This window comes from Streptomyces sp. NTD107 (assembly GCF_059510435.1).
In genome coordinates, this window is sequence record NZ_JCAJZV010000001.1 from 30,032 (window position 1) to 49,414 (window position 19,383).

Here is a 19,383-nt window from a genome sequence, read left to right on the forward strand (position 1 = left end):
CCATTACGCTGGTCGGATGCGCACCGCCCTGGTCATCGGCACCGGTCTGATCGGTACCTCCATCGCTCTCGCGCTCAGCGCACGTGGTGTACGGGTGCACCTGGAGGACCGGGATCCGGACCGGGTCCGTACCGCCGCCGCGCTGGGGGCGGGCACCGAGGAGCCGGTGACGGGGCGGGTGGAGCTCGCCGTCGTCGCCGTACCGCCCGCGCACATCGCGGCGGCGGTGGCCGAGGTGCAGCGGCGCGGCGTGGCCGACGGCTGTATCGACGTCGGCAGCGTCAAGGGCGGCCCGCGCCGGGAGCTGGCCGCGCTGGGCGGTGACCCGGCCGGGTATCTGGGCACCCACCCGATGTCGGGCAAGGAGCGTTCCGGACCACTGGCGGCCACCGCCGATCTCTTCGAGGGCCGGCCCTGGGTGCTCACCCCCACCCCCGATACCCGCACCGAGGTGCTGAATCTGGTGCTGGAGCTGGTCGCGCTGTGCCGCGCGGTCCCGGTGGTGATGGAGGCCGACGCCCATGACCGGGCCGTCGCCCTCGTCTCGCACACCCCGCAGCTGGTGTCCAGCCTGCTGGCGGCCCGGCTGGCCGACGCGGAGGAGTCGGCGGTCCGGCTGTCCGGGCAGGGCATCCGGGACGTGACCCGGATCGCCGGTTCCGAGCCGCAGATGTGGCTGGACATTCTGTCCGCCAACCCCGGCCCGGTCGCCGAGGTGCTGGGCGCGCTGGCGGCCGACCTGGAGCGGACCGTGGCGTCGCTGCGTGCCATGGATTCCGGCGATCCGGAGCGGCGCGCGGGCGGGGCGGACGGCATCGAGTCGCTGCTGCGGCGAGGCAACGCGGGCCGGGATCGGGTGCCGGGCAAGCACGGCGCGGCGCCCGCCGTGTACGAGACGGTCGGGGTGCCGATCACCGACCGGCCGGGCGAGCTGGCCCGGATCTTCGCGGACGCGGGCGCGGCCGGCGTCAACATCGAGGATGTCCGCATCGAACACGCCACCGGGCAGCAGGCCGGCCTGGTACAGCTGATGGTCGATCCGCCGGCGGCGCCCCGGCTGATCGCCGCGCTGCGCGGGCGCGGCTGGGCGATCAGGCAGTGATCCCGCGCTGATCCCGCACTGATCCCGCGCCGACCCCGGCTCGTACATCTGTACGGGAGTAGCGGGCGGGGGGCCGGGCGGGGGCGGCGGGCCGGTACCCTTGGCCGGGGCCATTCGTTGCCGGATCCCGTCGGGAAGCGCGCCCCTCTCCCGCCCGCCGCTGAGAAAGGTGCGCAGCCACGTGTCCGCACATCCCGTCATCGTCGCCATCGACGGCCCCTCCGGTACGGGCAAGTCCAGCACCTCCAAGGCGGTGGCCGCGCGGCTGGGCATGGGCTATCTCGACACCGGGGCGCAGTACCGCGCCATCACCTGGTGGATGCTCAACAGCGGCGTAGACGTGCACGACCCGGCCGCCGTGGCCGCCGTGGCGGGCAAGCCCGACATCGTCTCCGGCACCGACCCGCTCGCCCCCACCATCACCGTGGACGGTACGGACGTGGCCGGCCCGATCCGCACCCCCGAGGTCACCGGCGCGGTCAGCGCGGTCAGCGCGGTCCCCGCGGTCCGCACCCGGATCACCGAGCTCCAGCGCACCATCGCGGGGGACGCCCCCGGCGGAATCGTGGTGGAGGGCCGGGACATCGGCACCACCGTGCTCCCCGACGCCGATGTGAAGATCTTCCTGACCGCGGACCCGGAGGCCCGGGCGGCGCGGCGCAGCGGTGAGCTCAAGGCCGCCGGGGCCGGTGCGCCGGATCTGGCCGCCACCCGGGAGGCGCTGGTCAAGCGGGACGCCGCCGACTCCGGCCGCAAGACCTCCCCGCTGGCCAAGGCGGCCGACGCCACCGAGATGGACACCACCGAGCTGACCCTGGAGCAGGTCATCGCCTACGTCATCGCCGTCATCGAGGACGCGGAGCGGAAGCAGCGCCTGCCGTGACCGTCTCCCGGACCCCCGTCGCCCCCGCCGAGCGCGGCGCCGAGGTCGGCCGGCGGATCGGGGTCGGCCTGATCTACGGGCTGTTCCGGCCCCGGGTGCTGGGCGCCTGGCGGGTGCCGGCCACCGGCCCGGCGATCATCGCCGTCAACCACACCCACAACGTGGACGGCCCGGTGGTGATGGGGGTGGCGCCCCGCCCGGTGCACTTCCTGATCAAGAAGGAAGCGTTCATCGGCCCGCTCGACCCGTTTCTGCGCGGCATCGGCCAGCTGAAGGTGGACCGCGACACCACCGACCGCACCGCGATCACCGCCGCCCTGGACGTGCTCAAGAACGGCGGGGTGCTGGGCATCTTCCCCGAGGGCAGCCGTGGCGAGGGGGACTTCGCCGCGCTGCGGGCGGGCCTGGCGTACTTCGCGGTGCGCTCCGGCGCCCCGGTGGTGCCGGTGGCGGTGCTCGGCAGCAATGAGCGGCGCAGCGCGGTGATACGGGGGATGCCGCCGATCCGTGGCCGGCTCGATGTGGTTTTCGGCGACCCGTTCACGGTGGGCGAGGGCGGCCGGCGTACCAGGGCGGCGCTGGACGCGGCCACCGGGCAGCTGCGGGACGGACTGACCGCCCACCTGGAAAAGGCGCGCCGGCTGACCGGCCGCTGAGCGACACTGGAGGGCGCGGCCCCGGCACGCGGCCGGGCCGCCGCCCTCCACACCTTCCGTTTTTGTTTCTTCTGCTTTGAGGACCACACCCATGAACGACCAGATCGATCCCGGCGGCGCGGGCGGGCACGGCGCGCTGGGCGACGCCGAGTACGCGGAGTTCATGGAGCTGGCCGCGCTGGAGGGTTTCGACGCCGAGGAGATCGAGAGCGAGCTGGCGGCGGCGAACGCCGGGCCGCTGCCCGTGCTCGCCGTCGTGGGCCGCCCCAATGTCGGCAAGTCGACCCTGGTGAACCGGATCATCGGCCGCCGTGAGGCCGTGGTCGAGGACCGCCCCGGCGTCACCCGCGACCGCGTCACCTACGAGGCCGAGTGGGCCGGCCGCCGCTTCAAGGTGGTGGACACCGGCGGCTGGGAGCAGGACGTGCTCGGCATCGACGCCTCGGTCGCGGCCCAGGCCGAGTACGCCATCGAGGCCGCCGACGCCGTGGTCTTCGTGGTGGACGCCGCGGTGGGCGCCACCGACACCGACGAGGCCGTGGTCCGGCTGCTGCGCAAGGCCGGAAAGCCCGTGGTGCTGTGCGCCAACAAGGTCGACGGCCCCTCCGGCGAGGCCGACGCCGCCTATCTGTGGTCCCTGGGCCTCGGCGAGCCGTACCCGATCTCCGCCCTGCACGGCCGGGGCACCGGCGACATGCTGGACGCGGTGCTGGAGGCGCTGCCCGACGCGCCTCCCCAGACCTTCGGGACCGCCCCGGGCGGCCCCCGCCGGATCGCCCTCATCGGCCGCCCCAACGTCGGCAAGTCCTCGCTGCTGAACAAGGTGGCCAAGGAGGACCGGGTGGTCGTCGACGCCACCGCCGGCACCACCCGCGACCCGGTGGACGAGCTCATCGACCTCGGCGGCAAGGTCTGGCGCTTCGTGGACACCGCCGGCATCCGCCGCCGCGTCCACCTCCAGGACGGCGCCGACTACTACGCCTCACTGCGCACCGCCGCCGCTCTGGAGAAGGCGGAGGCCGCGGTCGTCCTCATCGATGTGACCGAGCCGATCAGCGTCCAGGACACCCGCATCATCACGATGGCGGTGGAGGCCGGCCGGGCGCTGGTGATCGCGTACAACAAGTGGGACCTCATGGACGAGGAGCGCCGCTTCTACCTGGAGCGGGAGATCGAACGCGACCTGGTGCAGGTGCAGTGGGCCCCGCGGGTCAACATCTCCGCCTTCACCGGCCGGCACATGGAGAAGCTGGTGCCGGCCATCGAGACCGCGCTGGAGGCGTGGGGGACCCGGGTGCCCACCGGCAAGCTGAACGCCTTCCTGGGCGAGCTGGTGGCCTCCCACCCGCATCCGGTGCGGGGCGGCAAGCAGCCGCGGATTCTCTTCGGCACCCAGGCCGGCACCAAGCCGCCGCGCTTCGTGCTGTTCTCCTCCGGCTTCCTGGAGGCCGGCTACCGGCGCTTCATCGAGCGGCGGCTGCGCGAGGAGTTCGGCTTCGAGGGCACGCCGATCAAGGTGTCGGTGCGGGTGCGGGAGAAGCGCGGCCGGGTCAAGAAGTAGCGGTACGGGCCGGCCGCCGCTCACCCGCCCGCGTCACGGCGGGCGGGCGGCAGCGCGGCCGGGAAGGACCGGCCCGGCGCGGAGACCTCCCCGTGGTAGTACGAGGGGAGGTGCCCCGTGTCGGGCCGTCCGTAGGACCGCCAGCTCGCCGCCCCGCTGCTGGTGCCGGTGCCGTGGATGGTGCCGAACCCCTCGAACCGCAGCTCTTCCTCGCCCGAGCGATCCCCCGGCAGCGCCCGGAACAGCCGCCGGTACTCGTCGTAGAGCGAGTCGAAGATCGGGGTCTCCGAGCCGGACTGGCCGTGGTCGTACGGCGTGCGCCGTGCGTGGGCGCCGGACTGTCCGGGGATCGCGGCGTGGCCGTGGGAATGCGCGGGTCGGGTGGATTCGTAAGGGTGCACGTCCGGTCAACGATCATCCGGGGCGACGGATGCGGGGCGCCGCACCCGGATACTCGATCGCGTCAGCCGCGCCAGCGGCTCAGGTGCCCGCCAGCGGCATCGCGGCGGCCACCAGCAGCCCGCCGGCCGCCGCCTTCTCCAGCGCCTCGCGGAGCAGATCCTCCCGTGGCTGCTGGCCGATCGAGCCGGCCGGGGCCGCGTACACCAGCACCGACTGCTTCTGGTTGGCGGTGGAGCGCCAGCCCTCGGTGACCGCGAGCGGCTGGTGCGCCTGCCACCAGGCGGCCGTCTGGCCGGTGGCGGCGTCCGCCTGGAGGACCGAGTGCAGCTGCCCCATGGCCAGCAGCACCGACCAGCCGGGGACCTGCGCGGGGGCGTTGGAGACATCGGTGACCGGCAGGAAACCGGCCTCGATCAGCAGCGGCAGGAAGTCGTCACCGGGACCCTCCGAGCCGGGACGGGCCACCGGCCCGGACGGCTCCACCACCAGTGCCGGGTACAGCTCCTCACCGATCAGGATCTGGCCGCAGGTCACGCCGAGCACCACCTGGCCGCTGCTCTCCTCCAGCTCGGCCGCCGAGGGGATGCCGGGGGCCGCGGGGGACTCGGCGACGGTGGACTGGCCGGTGATGGAGGCCACCGCCCCGCGCAGCTGCTCCTCGGAGACCGTGACCACCTGGGAGGGGATACAGGCGGCGTGGGCGAAGGCGAGGACCGCCGTCTCGCCGCCGACGAAGAGCACGGTGGAGGTGCGCTCCTGGCCGGTGTCGCCCGGGGTGCGGCACGAGGTGCAGTCATAGCTGCCCGGGGCGTTCTCGCCCGCGAGCAGCCGTGCCGCTTCGGCTTCGCCGATCTCGGCGCGAACCTCGTCACTGACGTCGAGCAAGGGGGACATGTGGCTCCTCGGTTGGGAATCTCGGCCCGCTGCCGTCGCGGACCCCGTGCACAACGGCCGGGGCGGCGCGAGGGTCACGCAGAGGGCGCGTGATTCGCACACACGGGTACGCGAAGGCGCTCGATTCGTACAGCTGAACGAGTACCGAGCGCCGTGCGGAGTGGCCGGGATTGTGCTGTCAGGGGCGGGACAATACGGCGCGGGGGCGGATATCAGCCGTTCATCCGAGGGTCATTCCCGGGGTGGAATTCGGCGCTCGCCCAGCGATTTCCACCGGCCGTCGGAATCGCGTCGGGAAAGGATTTTCCATTACACGACGTGCACGAACAACCGGGCGGCGGCCGACCGGGTGCACCGTGACACAAGCGTGACAGTCCGCTGATCGGGGCGGGACCTCCACCGGGTACTTCCGGGGCCGGCGGCACCCGGCATACGGTGGGTGCATGACCCCTTCACAGCCCTGGCGCCGCTCCAGCCCCCAGCCGCCGGACGACGACCCCGACGCCTACGTGGGGCTCGCCGCCGACCGCGCCGAGCGGCAGGCCACCGAGCGCGGCTGGGGCACCGTACGGCGGCTGGCGCCGGACGCCGTCATCACCATGGAGTACCGGCCGGGCCGGCTGAACCTCGCGGTCAAGGACGGCGAGGTGGTGCGCTGCTGGCAGGGCTGAACGGGCCCCCCAGCGGCTCGACGGGCCGCACCGGCGGGTGGGCGGCCGGCGGCCTGGTCTCGGGCTGGTGCGGCCGGGCGGGCGGCCGGGTGTGGTTCTTGGCGAGCCGGGCCGGCACCGGGGCCGGCCGGGCCGGCGTGCTCCCGGGGTCGGCGGGCGCGGCCACCGGCGGCGCGTCGGGAGGCGGCAGCACGGTGTGCGGCTGCCGCCCGGGTCTGCCCCGCAGCCGGTCCCGCACCAGCATCAGCCGGCGCTCCACCTCGCGGATCACCGGCTCGCACCAGGGCAGCGCCAGCAGGACCAGCAGCCCCGCCGCCCAGCCGAGCAGCACATCGCTCACCCAGTGCGTCCCCAGATAGACCGTGGTGGCGCCCACCCCGAGCGCGAACACGGCGGCGATCACCGACAGCGTTCTGCGGGCCCGCGGCGTGGTGGCCAGATACGCGAGAATCCCCCAGGTCACCACCGCGTTGGCGGTGTGCCCCGAGGGAAATATATCGCCGTTCAACCACATCTCGTTCGAGCCGATGTCATTCGCGTAGTGCGGCCCCTCCCGGCGCATGCCGAGCTTCGCCGCACCCACCGTGACGTTCAGCGCCAGCAGCGCCGCCGCCATCACCAGCAGCGGTCGCAGGGTGCGCTGGCGCCACGAGCGCCAGCCCAGCCAGGCGGCCACCAGCACCGCCGTGGGGCCGCGCTGCCCGAGCACCACGAAGTAGTCCAGGAAGGCGTGCAGCCCCGGCCACTGCTTGTACGGGCGGAAGAGCATCACCTGCCAGTCCAGCCGGACCAGCCAGGACGTGCTCAGCACCGCCGCCACGATCGCCGCGTACGAGCCCAGCGTCGCCCACAGGAGTGCGCCCCGGGTGCGGCTCATGCCGGGAGCCGCGACGGCCGGTCGCTGCGGCTCCTGTTCGAGGCGGGCGAAGAATCGGTCGGTACGCACTCCAGCAAGATTACAGCCGGTGATAGGAGCACTTCGACTCCAGCCTGCTTTCGTGATGCCGATGTGATGTGCCGCGACGTTTTTCCGGGGGTGATTGGCCTGGAGTTCTCCCGCTGTTCACCCGGCTTTACGAATTACCGGGAAGCCATGATTTGCCGATCTGGCGATGATGGTACGGCCAATCGGATTGTTTTTCTTTTAGGGCTTTCCGGGTGACGCGGAGCCGGTGCGCGGGCCGGTCCGGAGGGGACCGGAGGCCCTGGGGGTTTGGCCGGACCCTGTCGTACGCTGTGGCTCGTCCGCCCGCTCCGCCCGTCCCCAAGGTGCCCGCGCCCATGGCGAGTCCGCCCCCCGCCGAAGACCGAAACCGCTGGACGGTTCTGGTCGTCCTGTGCGTCAGTCTGCTGCTGGTCGCCATCGACGCCACCGTGCTGCACGTCGCCGTGCCCGCCGTCACCGAGGACCTGCGGCCCGGCGCCGTCCAGCTGCTGTGGATCGTGGATGTCTATCCGCTCGTGTGCGCCTCGCTGCTGATCCTCTTCGGCACCCTCGGCGACCGGATCGGCCGGCGCCGGGTGCTGCTGATCGGCTACGCCTGCTTCGGGCTGGCCTCCGCGCTGGCCGCGTACGCCGGCACCCCGGACGTCCTGGTGACCGCCCGCGCGCTGCTCGGGGTCGGCGGGGCGATGATCATGCCGGCCACCCTGTCGATCCTGCGGCAGGTCTTCCCCGACCGCCGCGAACGCGCCCTGGCGATCGGCGTCTGGAGCGCGGTCGCCGCCGTGGGCGCCGCGATCGGACCGCTGGTGGGCGGGGCGCTGCTGGAGCACTTCTGGTGGGGCTCGGTCTTCCTCATCAACATCCCGCTGATGGCGGTGTGCCTGCCGGTGGCCCGCTGGCTGCTGCCGGAGTCCACCGGGGAGCACCGCGGCCCCTGGGACGTGGCCGGGGCGCTGCTGGCGGCCGGCGGGCTGTTCGCCGCGATCATGGCGCTCAAGCGGGCCGGCGGCGGGGAGCTGTACAGCCCGCTCACCCTGCTGGCCGCGCTGGCGGGCGCCGTGCTGCTGGTGCTCTTCGTACGCAGGCAGCGGGCCCTGCCGCATCCGCTGATCGAGCTGCGGGCCTTCACCCGTCCCGCCTTCGGCACCTCGGTGGGCTGCATCGTGCTGACCGTGCTGGCGCTGGTCGGGCTCGCCCTGATCGCCGCCCAGTACCTCCAGCTGGTGCTCGGGCTCACCCCGTTGCAGACCGGGCTGCGGCTGCTGCCGCTCAGCGTGGCCGCGATCGCCGCCGGCCTGGTGGGCGCCCGGCTGCTGCACCGGCTCGGGCCGCGGCTCATGGTCTCGCTCGGCTTCGTGCTCACCGCCCTCGCCGTGCTGACGCTGATGCCGCTGGGGGAGCAGGACCGCCCCGTACTGATGGCGGCCGGCTTCGTGCTGCTGGGCTTCGGCCTGGAGACCACGCTGTTCGCCTCCTACGAGTCGATGCTCTCGGACGCCCCGGCCGGGCAGGCGGGCGGGGCCGCGGCGATCGGCGAGACCGCCTACCAGTTCGGCGCCGGGCTGGGCATCGCGCTGCTGGGCAGCGTCATGAACGCCGTCTACGGCCCGGCGGTGCGCGGTGCCCAGGGGGTGGGGGAGGAACACTCGGCCGCCGCCGCGCACTCACTGGGTGAGGCGTACTCGGTGGCCGCCCAGCTCGGTGGTGGGGAAGGGCTCGCCCTGCGGCAGACCGCCAAGGACGCGTACGTCCACGGCATGCACATGACGCTGATTGCCAGCGCCGTCCTGCTGCTGCTCGGCGCGCTGGCCGCGCTGCGGCTGCCCCGCGACCTGGCCGCCGTGCCCGCGGTGCCGCCCGCACCGGCCACGCCGGGCGCATCGCCCGCACCGCCCGCCGCCGCTCCGGTGGTCGCGGACCGTACGGCGCAGATCGGCCCGCCGCGCGCCCCGGAGGAGCTGCCGCTCTTGCCCACCGGGGTTACTCAGCCGTAACGTCGGCGGCTCCGTCCTTCCTGGAGGCTCCGTCATGCCGCACGGCTCACCGCCGCCCTTCGACCCGGCCGACCCGCTGGGCATCGACGATCTGCTGACCCCCGAGGACCTGGCGGTGCGGCGCACCGTCCGGCAGTGGGCCGCCGACCGGGTGCGGCCGGCCATCGCCCAGTGGTACGAGGAGGGGCGCGCGCCGGTGACCGAGCTGGCCCGGGAGCTGGGCGGCCTGGGCGCGCTGGGCATGACGCTTGAGGGCTACGGCTGCGCCGGGGCGTCCGCCGTGCAGTACGGGCTGACCTGCCTGGAACTGGAGGCCGCCGACTCCGGCATCCGCTCGCTGGTGTCGGTGCAGGGCTCGCTGGCGATGTACGCCATCCACCGCTACGGCTCGCCGGAGCAGCGCGAGCGGTGGCTGCCGGCCATGGCGCGCGGCGAGACCATCGGCTGCTTCGCGCTGACCGAGCCCGATCACGGCTCGGATCCGGCCGGGATGCGCACCCGTGCCGAACGGGACGGCGGCGACTGGGTGCTGACGGGCCGCAAGATGTGGATCACCAATGGCTCGGTGGCCGGCGTCGCGGTGGTGTGGGCCCGCACCGACGACGGCATCCGGGGCTTCGTGGTGCCCACGGACCGGCCCGGGTTCAGCGCGCCGGAGATCCGGCACAAGTGGTCGCTGCGGGCCTCGGTCACCAGCGAGCTGGTGCTGGACGGGGTACGGCTGCCGGGCGACGCCGTGTTGCCGGAGGCGCGCGGGCTCGGGGCGGCGCTGGGGGCGCTCGGCCACGCCCGGTACGGCATCGTGTGGGGTGCGCTGGGCGCCGCGAGGGACTGCTTTGAGACAGCTCTGGCTTATGCGGGAGAACGCGAACAGTTCGGACGGCCGATCGCCGGCTTCCAGCTCACCCAGGCGAAGCTGGCGGACATGGCGGTGGAACTGCACAAGGGGCTGTTGCTGGCGCACCATCTGGGCCGCCGCCTGGAGGCGGGGCGGCTGCGCCCGGAACAGGTCAGCTTCGGCAAGCTGAACAATGTCCGGGAAGCGCTGGAGATCTGCCGCACCGCCCGCACGATCCTGGGCGCGAACGGCATCTCACTGGAGTATCCGGTGCTGCGGCACTGCGGAAATCTTGAGTCGGTGCTCACCTATGAGGGCACCAGCGAGATGCATCAGCTGGTGCTGGGCAAGGCGCTCACCGGACTTGAGGCGTTCCGGGGCTGACGCCCGGAACCCGAGCCGGGTGGTGCGCGCCGCGAGCGCGGGTCTTCGAAGACCCGCCCCGCCCGGGCGCGCACCCGCTCAGCTCTGGTTGAAGAAGCCGGTGGCGTGCCGGCGGCTGTCGCTGACCACCCGGTAGTCGCCGGGGGTCAGCAGGAAGACCCGGTTGGCCACCCGGTCGATGGAGCCGCGCAGGCCGAAGATCAGGCCGGCCGCGAAGTCGACGACGCGCTTGGCGTCGCCGGGCTCCATGGCGGTGAGGTTGATGACCACCGGGACCCCGTCGCGGAACAGCTCACCGATGCGGCGGGCGTCGCGGAAGCTCTCCGGCGTCACCGTCGCGATCCGGCCGCTTTCCCCCTCCGGCTCCGGATTCTCCACCGCCCGCACCGCGGGGTCGGTGGCCCACGGCTCGGTGCTGTCGCCCGGCTCGGGTCCCTCGGCGTACTCGTCGTCGTAGTAGCGCATCTCGCGGTCCTCGACGAGGCCGAGCCAGGCGCTCGCCTTGCGTACCGATCCCATGGATGCCTCCTCTCTAACGCGGCTCGAAACCGCCCACACCCCTATCGTCATCCATGATGCGGATGATGCGCCAAGTGGATTGGCACCGGAACTGGATTTCGTGACGGTTCTGGTGCAATCGATTATGGCGCCCCATCAGGAAGATGGGCGCGCCGCTCAGCTGACGGAGAGTGAGTTTCGGGCACTATGCCAGCTGGGTGAGGAGGATCCGTGGAGTGGCTGAAAGTCGTTCTTGGCAATCGGGCCGGAGGTGGTGAAGATTCGGTGCAGCGCTTGTCAGGGTCATGCCTACTGATCGCGGAGCATGATCCCGGCCACGCCTCACGGGCCCGCACACCCAACGGACCCCAGATTCCCCACGGAGGAAATCGTGAGTACCGAGCGCCCCAACCCCCACAGACGGTTCGTCAAGCGGCTGCGGCTGATCGCCGCCGCCTCCGGTGTGGCGGCGATGGCAGCCCTCGCGCTGCCCGGCTCCGCCGCCGCCGAGCCGGTCCAGACCTTCAGCGTTCCCCAGCTGGCCAAGGCCCACAACGCCGTGCTGTCCGCCGACATCGCGGGCACCGCCTGGACGGTGGACGGTGAGACCGGCAAGGTCGTCGTCACCGCGGACTCCACCGTCACCCAGGCGGAGATCGCGGAGATCAAGGAGAGCGCGGGCTCGCTGGCCGGTGCCATCACCGTTGAGCGCACCCCCGGCACCCTGCGGAGCTACCTGTCCGGCGGCGACGCCATCTATGCGAGTAGCTGGCGCTGCTCGGCGGGCTTCAACGCCACCCGGGGCGGGCAGACGGTCCTGCTGACCGCCGGCCACTGCACCGACGGCGCGGGCACCTGGTGGAGCAACTCCGGTCGCACCACCGTCATCGGGTCCACCATCGGGTCGAGCTTCCCGGGCAACGACTACGGCCTGGTCTCGTACACGAACGCCGCCCAGACCCGGCCCAGCAACGTCTACCTCTACAACGGCACCTACCGGACCATCACCGGTGCGGCCAATGCCACCAACGGCCTGTCGGTGCAGCGCTCCGGCTCCACCACCGGGCTGCGCTCGGGCTCGGTGACCGGCCTGAACTACACCGTGAACTACGGCAACGGTGAGATCGTCTACGGCCTGATCCGTACCAATGTCTGTGCCGAGCCCGGCGACAGCGGTGGCCCGCTGTTCTCCGGCAACACCGCCATCGGTCTGACCTCCGGCGGAAGCGGCAACTGCACCGTCGGCGGCACCACGTACTTCCAGCCGGTGGTGGCGGCGCTGAACGCGTACGGGGCCACCATTCCGTAACCGGGCCGGCTCGTTCGAGCCGCGCCGTACCTCGTGCTTCACCCCCTCGCTGCCCCCGCCGGGTCACCCGGACGGGGGCAGTGGCATGGGGTGGAGCGAACGGCGGGTGTCACAAAAACCGGACTCCGGCGAACGATGAGCGAACCCGAACAGCGATTTTCAGACAGGTCTAGTCCTCACACACGGCGAGTTATGGCTGGCGCAACGCGCGTAGCGTGGCGAACGCCCCTGGAAAACCGGGCGAGTTCCGGACACATCACCCGGATGGAGGCGCGAGAGTCGAACGGTCATGCAGGGCGTGAAGTCGTTCTTGTGTGGTCCCGGGCAGGATGGGAATACTCGCCATCACCGCTTGGCATGAACGTGGCTGAAGAGTCAGGTTCCTGCTCTCTCCGGAGCCAATGGGCTCCAACCCCCACAGGAGGAAACGAGCGTGACAAACCGACGCATGTCCGCGCGGCGTATCACGATGGCCGCCACCGGTGTCGCAGCACTGCTGGCCGGGTCGTTCACCATGTCTCAGGCGAACGCCCAGACCCCCACCTTCACCCCGGATGTCCTGTCCTCGCAGGCGGCCGTCGAACTGGCGACCACCCTGGAGGACTCGCTGTCCGCCGACACAGCCGGCACCTTCTACGACGCCGAGACCGAAACCCTCGTGGTGAACGTCACGGACACCGCCGCCGTCTCCGAGGTCCAGGCCACCGGCGCCGAGGCGCGCCTGGTGGAGCACTCCCTGGCCACCCTGGAGGCCGCGGCCGACGAGGTCGAGGAACTGTCCGTGCCCGGCACCGCCTGGGGCATCGACCCCGTCTCGAACGCGGTCAAGGTGACGGTGGACTCCACCGTGACCGGCGACGCGCTCGCCGAGCTCCAGAACGGCATCGACGCCCTGGACGGCAAGGCCGTGCTGGAGCAGGTCGAGGGTGAGTTCCAGCCCTTCATCGCGGGCGGTGACGCCATCTACACCTCCGGCGCCCGCTGCTCGCTCGGCTTCAACGTGACCGTCGGCGGGCAGCGCGGCTGGCTGACGGCCGGTCACTGCGGCTCCACCGGCAGCAGCTGGGCCGCCAGCTCCGGAGGCTCGTCCTTCGGCACCCTGAGCACCAGCGTCTTCCCGGGCTCGGACTACGCGCTGGGCCGGTACAGCACCAGCATCGCCAGCCCCAGCCAGGTCAACCTGTACAACGGCACCGCCCGGGCCATCACCGGTGCGGCCAACCCGGTCGTCGGCCAGTCCGTCACCCGGTCCGGCTCCACCACCGGAGTGCACAGCGGTACGGTCACCGCGCTGAACGTCACGGTCAACTACGCCCAGGGCGCGGTGCGCGGCACCATCCAGACCACCGTCTGCGCCGAGCCCGGTGACAGCGGCGGCGCCCTCTTCTCGGGCAACACCGCGCACGGTCTGACCTCGGGCGGCAGCGGCAACTGCTCCAGCGGCGGCACCACCTTCTTCCAGCCGGTGGTCGCGGCGCTGAACGCGGTGGGCGCCACCATCCCGTAACAACAACCCCACAGTCCACGGCCCGCCGCCGCGCGCGGCGGGACCCGGTGACACACTGCGAAGCCCCCGGCCCGGGAACGGGCCGGGGGCTTCGACTTTGGCGTACAGGGGGAGTGACGACGTGTTCGGCATCATCAGGCCCTGCCGGCACCGGCTGCCGGCCGGGCTCGGCGAGCAGTGGCTGGCGCATCTGTGCGGCCTGTGCCTGGCGCTGCGCGCCACCCACGGCCAGGCGGCCCGGCTGGCGACCAACTACGACGGGCTGCTGATATCGGTGCTGTACGAGGCGCAGGCCGGTGCGGCGGGGGAGAGCGGCGGGCGGCGTACGGCCGGACCGTGCCCGCTGCGGGGGATGCGGACGGCGTCGGTCGCCCGGGGCGAGGGCGCCGCGCTGGCCGCCGCCGTGTCGCTGGTGCTGGCCTCGGCCAAGCTGCGGGACCACGCGGTGGACGGCGACGGGGCGCTGCGGCGCCGCTCGCTGGCGGCGGCGGCCGGGCGGGTGGCGCGGGGCTGGGAGCGGGCCGGTGCCAGGGGCGGGGCGGCGGTGGGCTTCGATGCGGCGCTGCTCACCGACGCCATCGGGCGGCAGCAGGAGCTGGAGGCGGCGGCCGGCCCCGGCAGCGCGCTGCTGGCGGTGACCGAACCGACCGAGACGGCGACGGCCGCCGCGTTCGCGCACACGGCGCGGCTGGCGGGGCGGGAGGGCAACGCGCGGGCGCTGGCGGAGGCGGGGCGGTACTTCGGGCGGCTGGCGCATCTGCTGGACGCGGTGGAGGACCAGGCCCAGGACGCGGCGGACGGCGCCTGGAATCCGCTCACGGTCACCGGAACGACGCGGGCGGAGGCGCGGCGGCTGTGCGACGACGCGGTGCTCGGGGTGCGGCTGGCCCTGCGGGAGGCGGAGTTCCGCGACGGGCGGCTGGTGCATGTGCTGCTGGTGCACGAACTGCGGCGGGCGGTGGACCGTACGTTCGCGGGGCCGGGCGGGGTGGTGTGCGGGCACGGCGGGGCCGGCGCCGCCGGGGAGCCCGACACCGGCCGGCCCTTCACCCCGGAGCTGCCGGATGTGCTGGACCTGCCGCTGGGCAAACCCAGGCGGCGGCGCGGCTGGGCGGCCGGCTGTCTGGTGTGGACGGGCATGTTCTGCACCTGCCAGATCTGCTGCGGCGACCCGTACCACGACCCCTGGACCGGCAAGGAGCGCACTGGCTGGTGTCACTACTGCGACTGTTGCAGCGGCTGTGATTGCTGCTGCTCGTGCGGCGACGACGCCGGCTGCTGCGACGGCTGCGACTGCAACTGCGGCTGCGACTGCTGAGACCGGGCGCCGCCGGGACGGGTCCGTCGGCGCGGCACGGTCGGCGGGCGCGCGGAGGCGGCCCCCGGGGCACCGCAGCCGCTTCCCGGGGGACGGCCGGCGGGGCCGTCACCCGGGAGGCGGTCGGGGGTCAGCCGCGTTCGGCGGCGACCAGTTCGGCGATCTGGACGGCGTTGAGCGCGGCGCCCTTGCGGAGGTTGTCGTTGGAGACGAACAGGGCCAGGCCGTTGTCCACCGTCTCGTCGCGGCGGATCCGGCCCACGTAGCTGGCGTCGCGGCCGGCCGCCTGCTGGGGGGTGGGGACGTCCGAGAGGATCACGCCCTCCGCGTCCGCCAGCAGCTCACGGGCCCGGGCCGGGCTCAGCGGCTGGTCGAAGCGGGCGTTGATCTGGAGCGAGTGGCCGGAGAAGACCGGCACCCGGACGCAGGTGCCGGACACCTTGAGACCCGGGATCTCCAGGATCTTGCGGCTCTCGTTGCGGAGCTTCTGCTCCTCGTCGGTCTCGTCCAGGCCGTCGTCCACGATGGCGCCGGCCAGCGGCAGCACATTGAAGGCGATGGGCCGTACGTAGTTGCGCGGGGCCGGGAAGTCCACCGCGGTGCCGTCGAAGGTCAGCTGGGTGGCGTCCTGGGCGATCGCGGCGCGCGCCTGCTCGTCCAGCTCGGCGACCCCGGCCAGGCCGCTGCCGGAGACGGCCTGGTAGGTGGCGACCACCAGGGAGGTGAGCCCGGCGGCGGCGTGCAGCGGGCGCAGCACCGGCATCGCGGCCATGGTGGTGCAGTTGGGGTTCGCGATGATGCCCTTGGGGCGGTCGGCGATGGCGTGCGGGTTGACCTCGGAGACCACCAGCGGGACGTCGGGATCCATCCGCCAGCCGGAGGAGTTGTCGATCACCACGGCGCCGGCGGCGGCGACCTTCTCGGCCAGCGCCTTGGAGGTGGTCTTGCCGGCCGAGAACAGGACGATGTCCAGGCCGGAGTAGTCGGCGGTGGCGGCGTCCTCGACGGTGACCTCGCCGTCCTGCCACGGCAACGTACGGCCTGCCGAACGGGCGGACGCGAACAGCCGCAGCTGGTCGACCGGGAACTTCCGTTCGGCCAGAATTCCGCGCATCACACCGCCGACCTGGCCGGTGGCTCCGACGATCCCGATCTTCATGAGGCTCCTTGCGTCCATAACGTCCAGCTCACGTCCCGTGCGCTGTGGCTTCTACCCTGCCTTGTGGTGCCCGAGTACAGCGAATTCTTTGATGTCGGTCACGCTCGGTCAGGGTGCTCGTGAAGATACTTCTGTATGGAAGTAACGCCCATGAAACGCGGCCGAACTAGCCTCCCGGTGCCCGGCGCGTTTCGCGCGGTCACGACGTGAGGTGGAACGGATGCGACTGACCCCGCACGAACAGGAGCGGCTGCTCATCCACGTGGCCGCCGATGTGGCCGCGCGGCGGCGGGCCAGGGGACTGCGGCTCAACCACCCCGAGGCCATCGCCCTGATCACCTCGCACCTCCTGGAAGGCGCCCGCGACGGCCGTTCCGTCGCCGAACTGATGGCCTCCGGGCGCGAGGTCCTCACCCGCGCCGAGGTGATGGAGGGCGTGCCCGAGATGATCCACGACGTCCAGGTCGAGGCCACCTTCCCCGACGGCACCAAGCTCGTCACCGTCCATGAGCCCATCATCTGACCCCCGACCGGCGGGAGCGCCCCCTGTGATCCCAGGCGAGATCCGGTACGCCGACACCCCCGTCCCGCTGAACGAGGGTGCCCCGGTGACCCGGCTGACCGTACGCAACACCGCCGACCGGCCCGTACAGGTCGGCTCGCACTACCACTTCGCCGAGGCCAACCCGGGCCTGGACTTCGACCGGGCCGCCGCGCACGGCAAACGGCTCGGCATCGCGGCCGGCACCGCCGTCCGCTTCGAGCCCGGCATCCCGGTCGAGGTCGAGCTGGTGCCGATCGCCGGCCGCCGGATCGTCCCGGGGCTGCGCGGCGAGACGAAAGGCACACTCGATGGCTGAGCTGAGCAGGCCCGCGTACGCCGACCTCTTCGGCCCCACCACCGGGGACCGGGTGCGGCTGGCCGACACCGAGCTGTTCATCGAGATCGAGGAGGACCTGTCCGGCGGCCCCGGGCGGGCCGGTGAGGAAGCCGTCTTCGGCGGCGGCAAGGTCATCCGCGAGTCGATGGGGCAGTCCCGGGTCAGCCGCGCGGAAGGCGCCCCCGACACCGTGATCACCGGCGTGATCGTCCTGGACCACGACCGGGTCGGCAAGGCCGATGTGGGCATCAGGGACGGCCGGATCACCGCGCTCGGCAAGGCCGGCAACCCCGACACCATGGACGGGGTACATCCCGAGCTGATCATCGGCCCGGAGACGGAGATCATCGCCGGCAACGGCAAGATCCTCACCGCCGGCGGCGTCGACGCCCATGTCCATCTCATCTGCCCGCAGACCGCGCAGGAGTCCCTCGCCTCCGGCATCACCACCATCGTCGGCGGCGGCACCGGACCGGCCGAGGGATCCAAAGCCACCACCGTCACCCCCGGCGCCTGGCACCTGGCCCGGATCTTCGAGGCCATGGACGGCTACCCCGTCAACCTCGGACTGCTGGGCAAGGGCAACACCACCGCTCAGGACGCCATGCGCGCCCAGCTGCGGGCGGGAGCCGTGGGCTTCAAGATCCACGAGGACTGGGGCGCCACCCCGGCCGTCATCGATGCCTGCCTGCGGGTGTGCGACGAGTCGGGCGCCCAGCTCGCCATCCACACCGACACCCTCAACGAGGCAGGCTTCGTCGCCGACACCCTCGCCGCGATCGCCGGCCGCTCCATCCACGCGTACCACACCGAAGGCGCCGGGGGCGGGCACGCGCCCGACATCATCACCGTGGTCTCCGAGCCGCACATCCTGCCCTCCTCCACCAACCCCACCCGCCCGCACACCGTCAACACCGTCGAGGAACACCTCGACATGCTGATGGTCTGCCACCACCTCAACCCGGCCGTCCCCGAGGACCTCGCCTTCGCCGAATCCCGCATCCGGCCCACCACCATCGCCGCCGAGGACATCCTGCACGACCTCGGCGCCATCTCCATCCTGTCCTCCGACGCCCAGGCCATGGGCCGGGCCGGCGAGGTCATCATGCGCACCTGGCAGACCGCGCACGTGATGAAGCGGCGGCGCGGCGCGCTGCCCGGCGACGGCCGCGCCGACAACCACCGGGCCCGCCGCTATGTCGCCAAGTACACGATCAACCCGGCCATCGCCCAGGGACTCGACCACGAGATCGGCTCGGTCACCCCCGGCAAGCTCGCCGATCTGGTGCTGTGGCAGCCCGCCTTCTTCGGCGTCAAACCCGACCTGGTGATCAAGGGCGGCCAGATCGCGTACGCCCAGATGGGCGACGCCAACGCCTCCATCCCCACCCCGCAGCCGGTGCTGCCCCGCCCCATGTTCGGCGGCATCGGCCGGGCACCGGCCGCCAACTCGGTCAACTTCGTCACCGAAGCCGCCGTGCACGACGGGCTGCCCGAACGCCTGGGGGTGGGCAAACGCTTCACCGCCATCCGCGACACCCGGCGCACCGGAAAGGCCGACATGCTCAACAACGACGCCCGCCCGCGCGTCACCGTCGACCCCGACACCTTCACCGTCACCATCGACGGCGACCCCGTGGTCCCCGAACCCGCCACGGAACTGCCCCTCGCCCAGCGCTACTTCCTCTTCTGATGCCGGCCGCGTCCGCCCTGCTGCTGCTCGCCGACGGCCGCTTCCCCGCCGGAGCACACGCCCACTCCGGCGGGGCGGAGGCCGCGGTACGCGCCGGGCAGCTCACCGGGCCCGCCGACCTCGCCGACTTCTGCCTCGGCCGACTGCACACCACCGGACTGGTCGCCGCCGCCCTCGCCGCCACCGCCCGCGCCGGGCACGACCCGGGCGAACTCGACGAGGCCGCCGACGCCCGTACCCCCGCGCCCGCACTGCGCGCCACCGCCCGCCGGCTCGGCCGGCAACTGCTGCGCGCCGCCCGCGCCACCTGGCCCGACCCCGAACTGGACGCGATCGCCGCCCGGCACCCCGGCGGCCTCCACCAGCCCATCGTGCTGGGCCTGGCCGCGCGGGCGGCCGGGCTCACCCCGCACGACGCCGCGCAGGCCGCCGCGTACGAATCCGTCAGCGGACCCGCCACGGCGGTCGTCCGGCTGCTGAGTCTGGACCCGTTCGACGCCACCGCACTGCTGGCCCGCCTCGCCCCCGACCTCGACGCCGTGACCGCGCGCGCCGTCGAGGCGGCCGAAGCGGTACGGACGCACGGCACCGACGCCCTGCCCGCCGCCTCCGCGCCGCTGCTCGACATCGCCGCCGAAGCCCACGCCACCCGGACCGGCCGACTGTTCGCCTCCTGAATGAGGAGCC

19 protein-coding genes are annotated in these 19,383 nt (G+C 72.8%); 14 read left to right on the forward strand and 5 right to left on the reverse strand.

Translation table 11 applies throughout. From position 1 onward, the window contains the following. The first annotated feature begins 16 nt into the window (after positions 1-16). From AC5WRL_RS00135 to der, 4 genes are all read left to right on the forward strand, one after another. Positions 17-1,102, forward strand: coding sequence for a prephenate dehydrogenase (locus tag AC5WRL_RS00135; protein WP_496086124.1), 1,086 nt, complete (start codon positions 17-19; stop codon positions 1,100-1,102). 181 nt (positions 1,103-1,283) lie between these two features. After that, positions 1,284-1,985: a (d)CMP kinase gene (cmk, locus tag AC5WRL_RS00140; RefSeq protein ID WP_496086125.1), complete on the forward strand. Its 702-nt coding sequence runs from the start codon at positions 1,284-1,286 to the stop codon at positions 1,983-1,985. Further along, positions 1,982-2,641 carry a lysophospholipid acyltransferase family protein gene (locus AC5WRL_RS00145; RefSeq protein ID WP_496086126.1) on the forward strand — a complete coding sequence of 220 codons (660 nt, stop codon included), beginning with the start codon at positions 1,982-1,984 and terminating at the stop codon, positions 2,639-2,641. Before cmk ends, AC5WRL_RS00145 begins: the two co-directional genes overlap by 4 nt. A 91-nt stretch (positions 2,642-2,732) precedes the next feature. Then, a complete protein-coding gene (der, locus tag AC5WRL_RS00150) occupies positions 2,733-4,202 on the forward strand; it encodes a ribosome biogenesis GTPase Der (protein ID WP_496086127.1) in 1,470 nt (489 codons plus the stop codon). A gap of 20 nt (positions 4,203-4,222) precedes the next feature. On the opposite strand, the gene AC5WRL_RS00155 is transcribed toward der, so the two are convergent. Together AC5WRL_RS00155 and AC5WRL_RS00160 are read right to left on the reverse strand one after the other, a co-directional pair. Further along, positions 4,223-4,552 (reverse strand): hypothetical protein, encoded by a 330-nt coding sequence (locus AC5WRL_RS00155; protein WP_496086777.1) that lies wholly within the window; start codon positions 4,550-4,552, stop codon positions 4,223-4,225. Between the two features lie 130 nt (positions 4,553-4,682). Next, entirely contained in the window at positions 4,683-5,498 is an 816-nt protein-coding gene (locus tag AC5WRL_RS00160; RefSeq protein WP_496086128.1) for a DUF8842 C-terminal domain-containing protein, read from the reverse strand. Positions 5,499-5,941: 443 nt separating this feature from the next. Between AC5WRL_RS00160 and AC5WRL_RS00165 the strand changes: the two genes are divergently transcribed. Next, positions 5,942-6,169 (forward strand): I78 family peptidase inhibitor, encoded by a 228-nt coding sequence (locus AC5WRL_RS00165; protein ID WP_496086129.1) that lies wholly within the window; start codon positions 5,942-5,944, stop codon positions 6,167-6,169. On the opposite strand, the gene AC5WRL_RS00170 is transcribed toward AC5WRL_RS00165, so the two are convergent. Then, the gene (locus AC5WRL_RS00170; RefSeq protein ID WP_496086778.1) at positions 6,132-7,046 is read right to left on the reverse strand and encodes a phosphatase PAP2 family protein; all 915 of its coding nucleotides are present in this window, start codon (positions 7,044-7,046) and stop codon (positions 6,132-6,134) included. The two genes, AC5WRL_RS00165 and AC5WRL_RS00170, sit on opposite strands and share 38 nt — an antisense overlap. Before the next feature lie 404 nt (positions 7,047-7,450). Between AC5WRL_RS00170 and AC5WRL_RS00175 the strand changes: the two genes are divergently transcribed. Beyond that, positions 7,451-9,109: an MFS transporter gene (locus tag AC5WRL_RS00175; protein WP_496086130.1), complete on the forward strand. Its 1,659-nt coding sequence runs from the start codon at positions 7,451-7,453 to the stop codon at positions 9,107-9,109. Between the two features lie 34 nt (positions 9,110-9,143). Next, positions 9,144-10,331, forward strand: a complete 1,188-nt coding sequence (locus AC5WRL_RS00180) for an acyl-CoA dehydrogenase family protein (protein ID WP_496086131.1) — start codon at positions 9,144-9,146, stop codon at positions 10,329-10,331. A 78-nt stretch (positions 10,332-10,409) separates the two neighbouring features. Here the strand turns inward: AC5WRL_RS00180 and AC5WRL_RS00185 are convergent, their stop codons facing one another. After that, on the reverse strand, positions 10,410-10,850 hold the full coding sequence (locus AC5WRL_RS00185; RefSeq protein ID WP_496086132.1) for a cell division protein SepF: 441 nt from the start codon (positions 10,848-10,850) through the stop codon (positions 10,410-10,412). 370 nt (positions 10,851-11,220) lie between these two features. On the opposite strand from AC5WRL_RS00185, the gene AC5WRL_RS00190 reads away from it, so the two are divergent. From AC5WRL_RS00190 to AC5WRL_RS00200, 3 genes are all read left to right on the forward strand, one after another. Then, positions 11,221-12,138 carry a S1 family peptidase gene (locus AC5WRL_RS00190; protein WP_496086133.1) on the forward strand — a complete coding sequence of 306 codons (918 nt, stop codon included), beginning with the start codon at positions 11,221-11,223 and terminating at the stop codon, positions 12,136-12,138. A gap of 433 nt (positions 12,139-12,571) precedes the next feature. After that, positions 12,572-13,645 (forward strand): S1 family peptidase, encoded by a 1,074-nt coding sequence (locus AC5WRL_RS00195; protein ID WP_496086134.1) that lies wholly within the window; start codon positions 12,572-12,574, stop codon positions 13,643-13,645. Between the two features lie 121 nt (positions 13,646-13,766). Beyond that, positions 13,767-14,963, forward strand: coding sequence for a DUF5685 family protein (locus AC5WRL_RS00200; protein ID WP_496086135.1), 1,197 nt, complete (start codon positions 13,767-13,769; stop codon positions 14,961-14,963). A 130-nt stretch (positions 14,964-15,093) separates the two neighbouring features. Here the strand turns inward: AC5WRL_RS00200 and AC5WRL_RS00205 are convergent, their stop codons facing one another. Continuing rightward, on the reverse strand, positions 15,094-16,122 hold the full coding sequence (locus AC5WRL_RS00205; protein WP_496086136.1) for an aspartate-semialdehyde dehydrogenase: 1,029 nt from the start codon (positions 16,120-16,122) through the stop codon (positions 15,094-15,096). 220 nt (positions 16,123-16,342) lie between these two features. Between AC5WRL_RS00205 and AC5WRL_RS00210 the strand changes: the two genes are divergently transcribed. Genes AC5WRL_RS00210 through AC5WRL_RS00225 form a run of 4 tightly spaced genes read left to right on the forward strand, consistent with a single transcriptional unit; the run spans position 16,343 to position 19,373 of the window. Continuing rightward, positions 16,343-16,645, forward strand: a complete 303-nt coding sequence (locus AC5WRL_RS00210; protein ID WP_496086137.1) for an urease subunit gamma — start codon at positions 16,343-16,345, stop codon at positions 16,643-16,645. A 25-nt stretch (positions 16,646-16,670) separates the two neighbouring features. After that, positions 16,671-16,982, forward strand: coding sequence for an urease subunit beta (locus AC5WRL_RS00215; RefSeq protein ID WP_496086138.1), 312 nt, complete (start codon positions 16,671-16,673; stop codon positions 16,980-16,982). Next, positions 16,975-18,696, forward strand: a complete 1,722-nt coding sequence (locus AC5WRL_RS00220; protein WP_496086139.1) for an urease subunit alpha — start codon at positions 16,975-16,977, stop codon at positions 18,694-18,696. Before AC5WRL_RS00215 ends, AC5WRL_RS00220 begins: the two co-directional genes overlap by 8 nt. Further along, on the forward strand, positions 18,696-19,373 hold the full coding sequence (locus AC5WRL_RS00225) for an urease accessory protein UreF (RefSeq protein ID WP_496086140.1): 678 nt from the start codon (positions 18,696-18,698) through the stop codon (positions 19,371-19,373). Before AC5WRL_RS00220 ends, AC5WRL_RS00225 begins: the two co-directional genes overlap by 1 nt. The last annotated feature ends 10 nt before the right edge of the window (positions 19,374-19,383 follow it).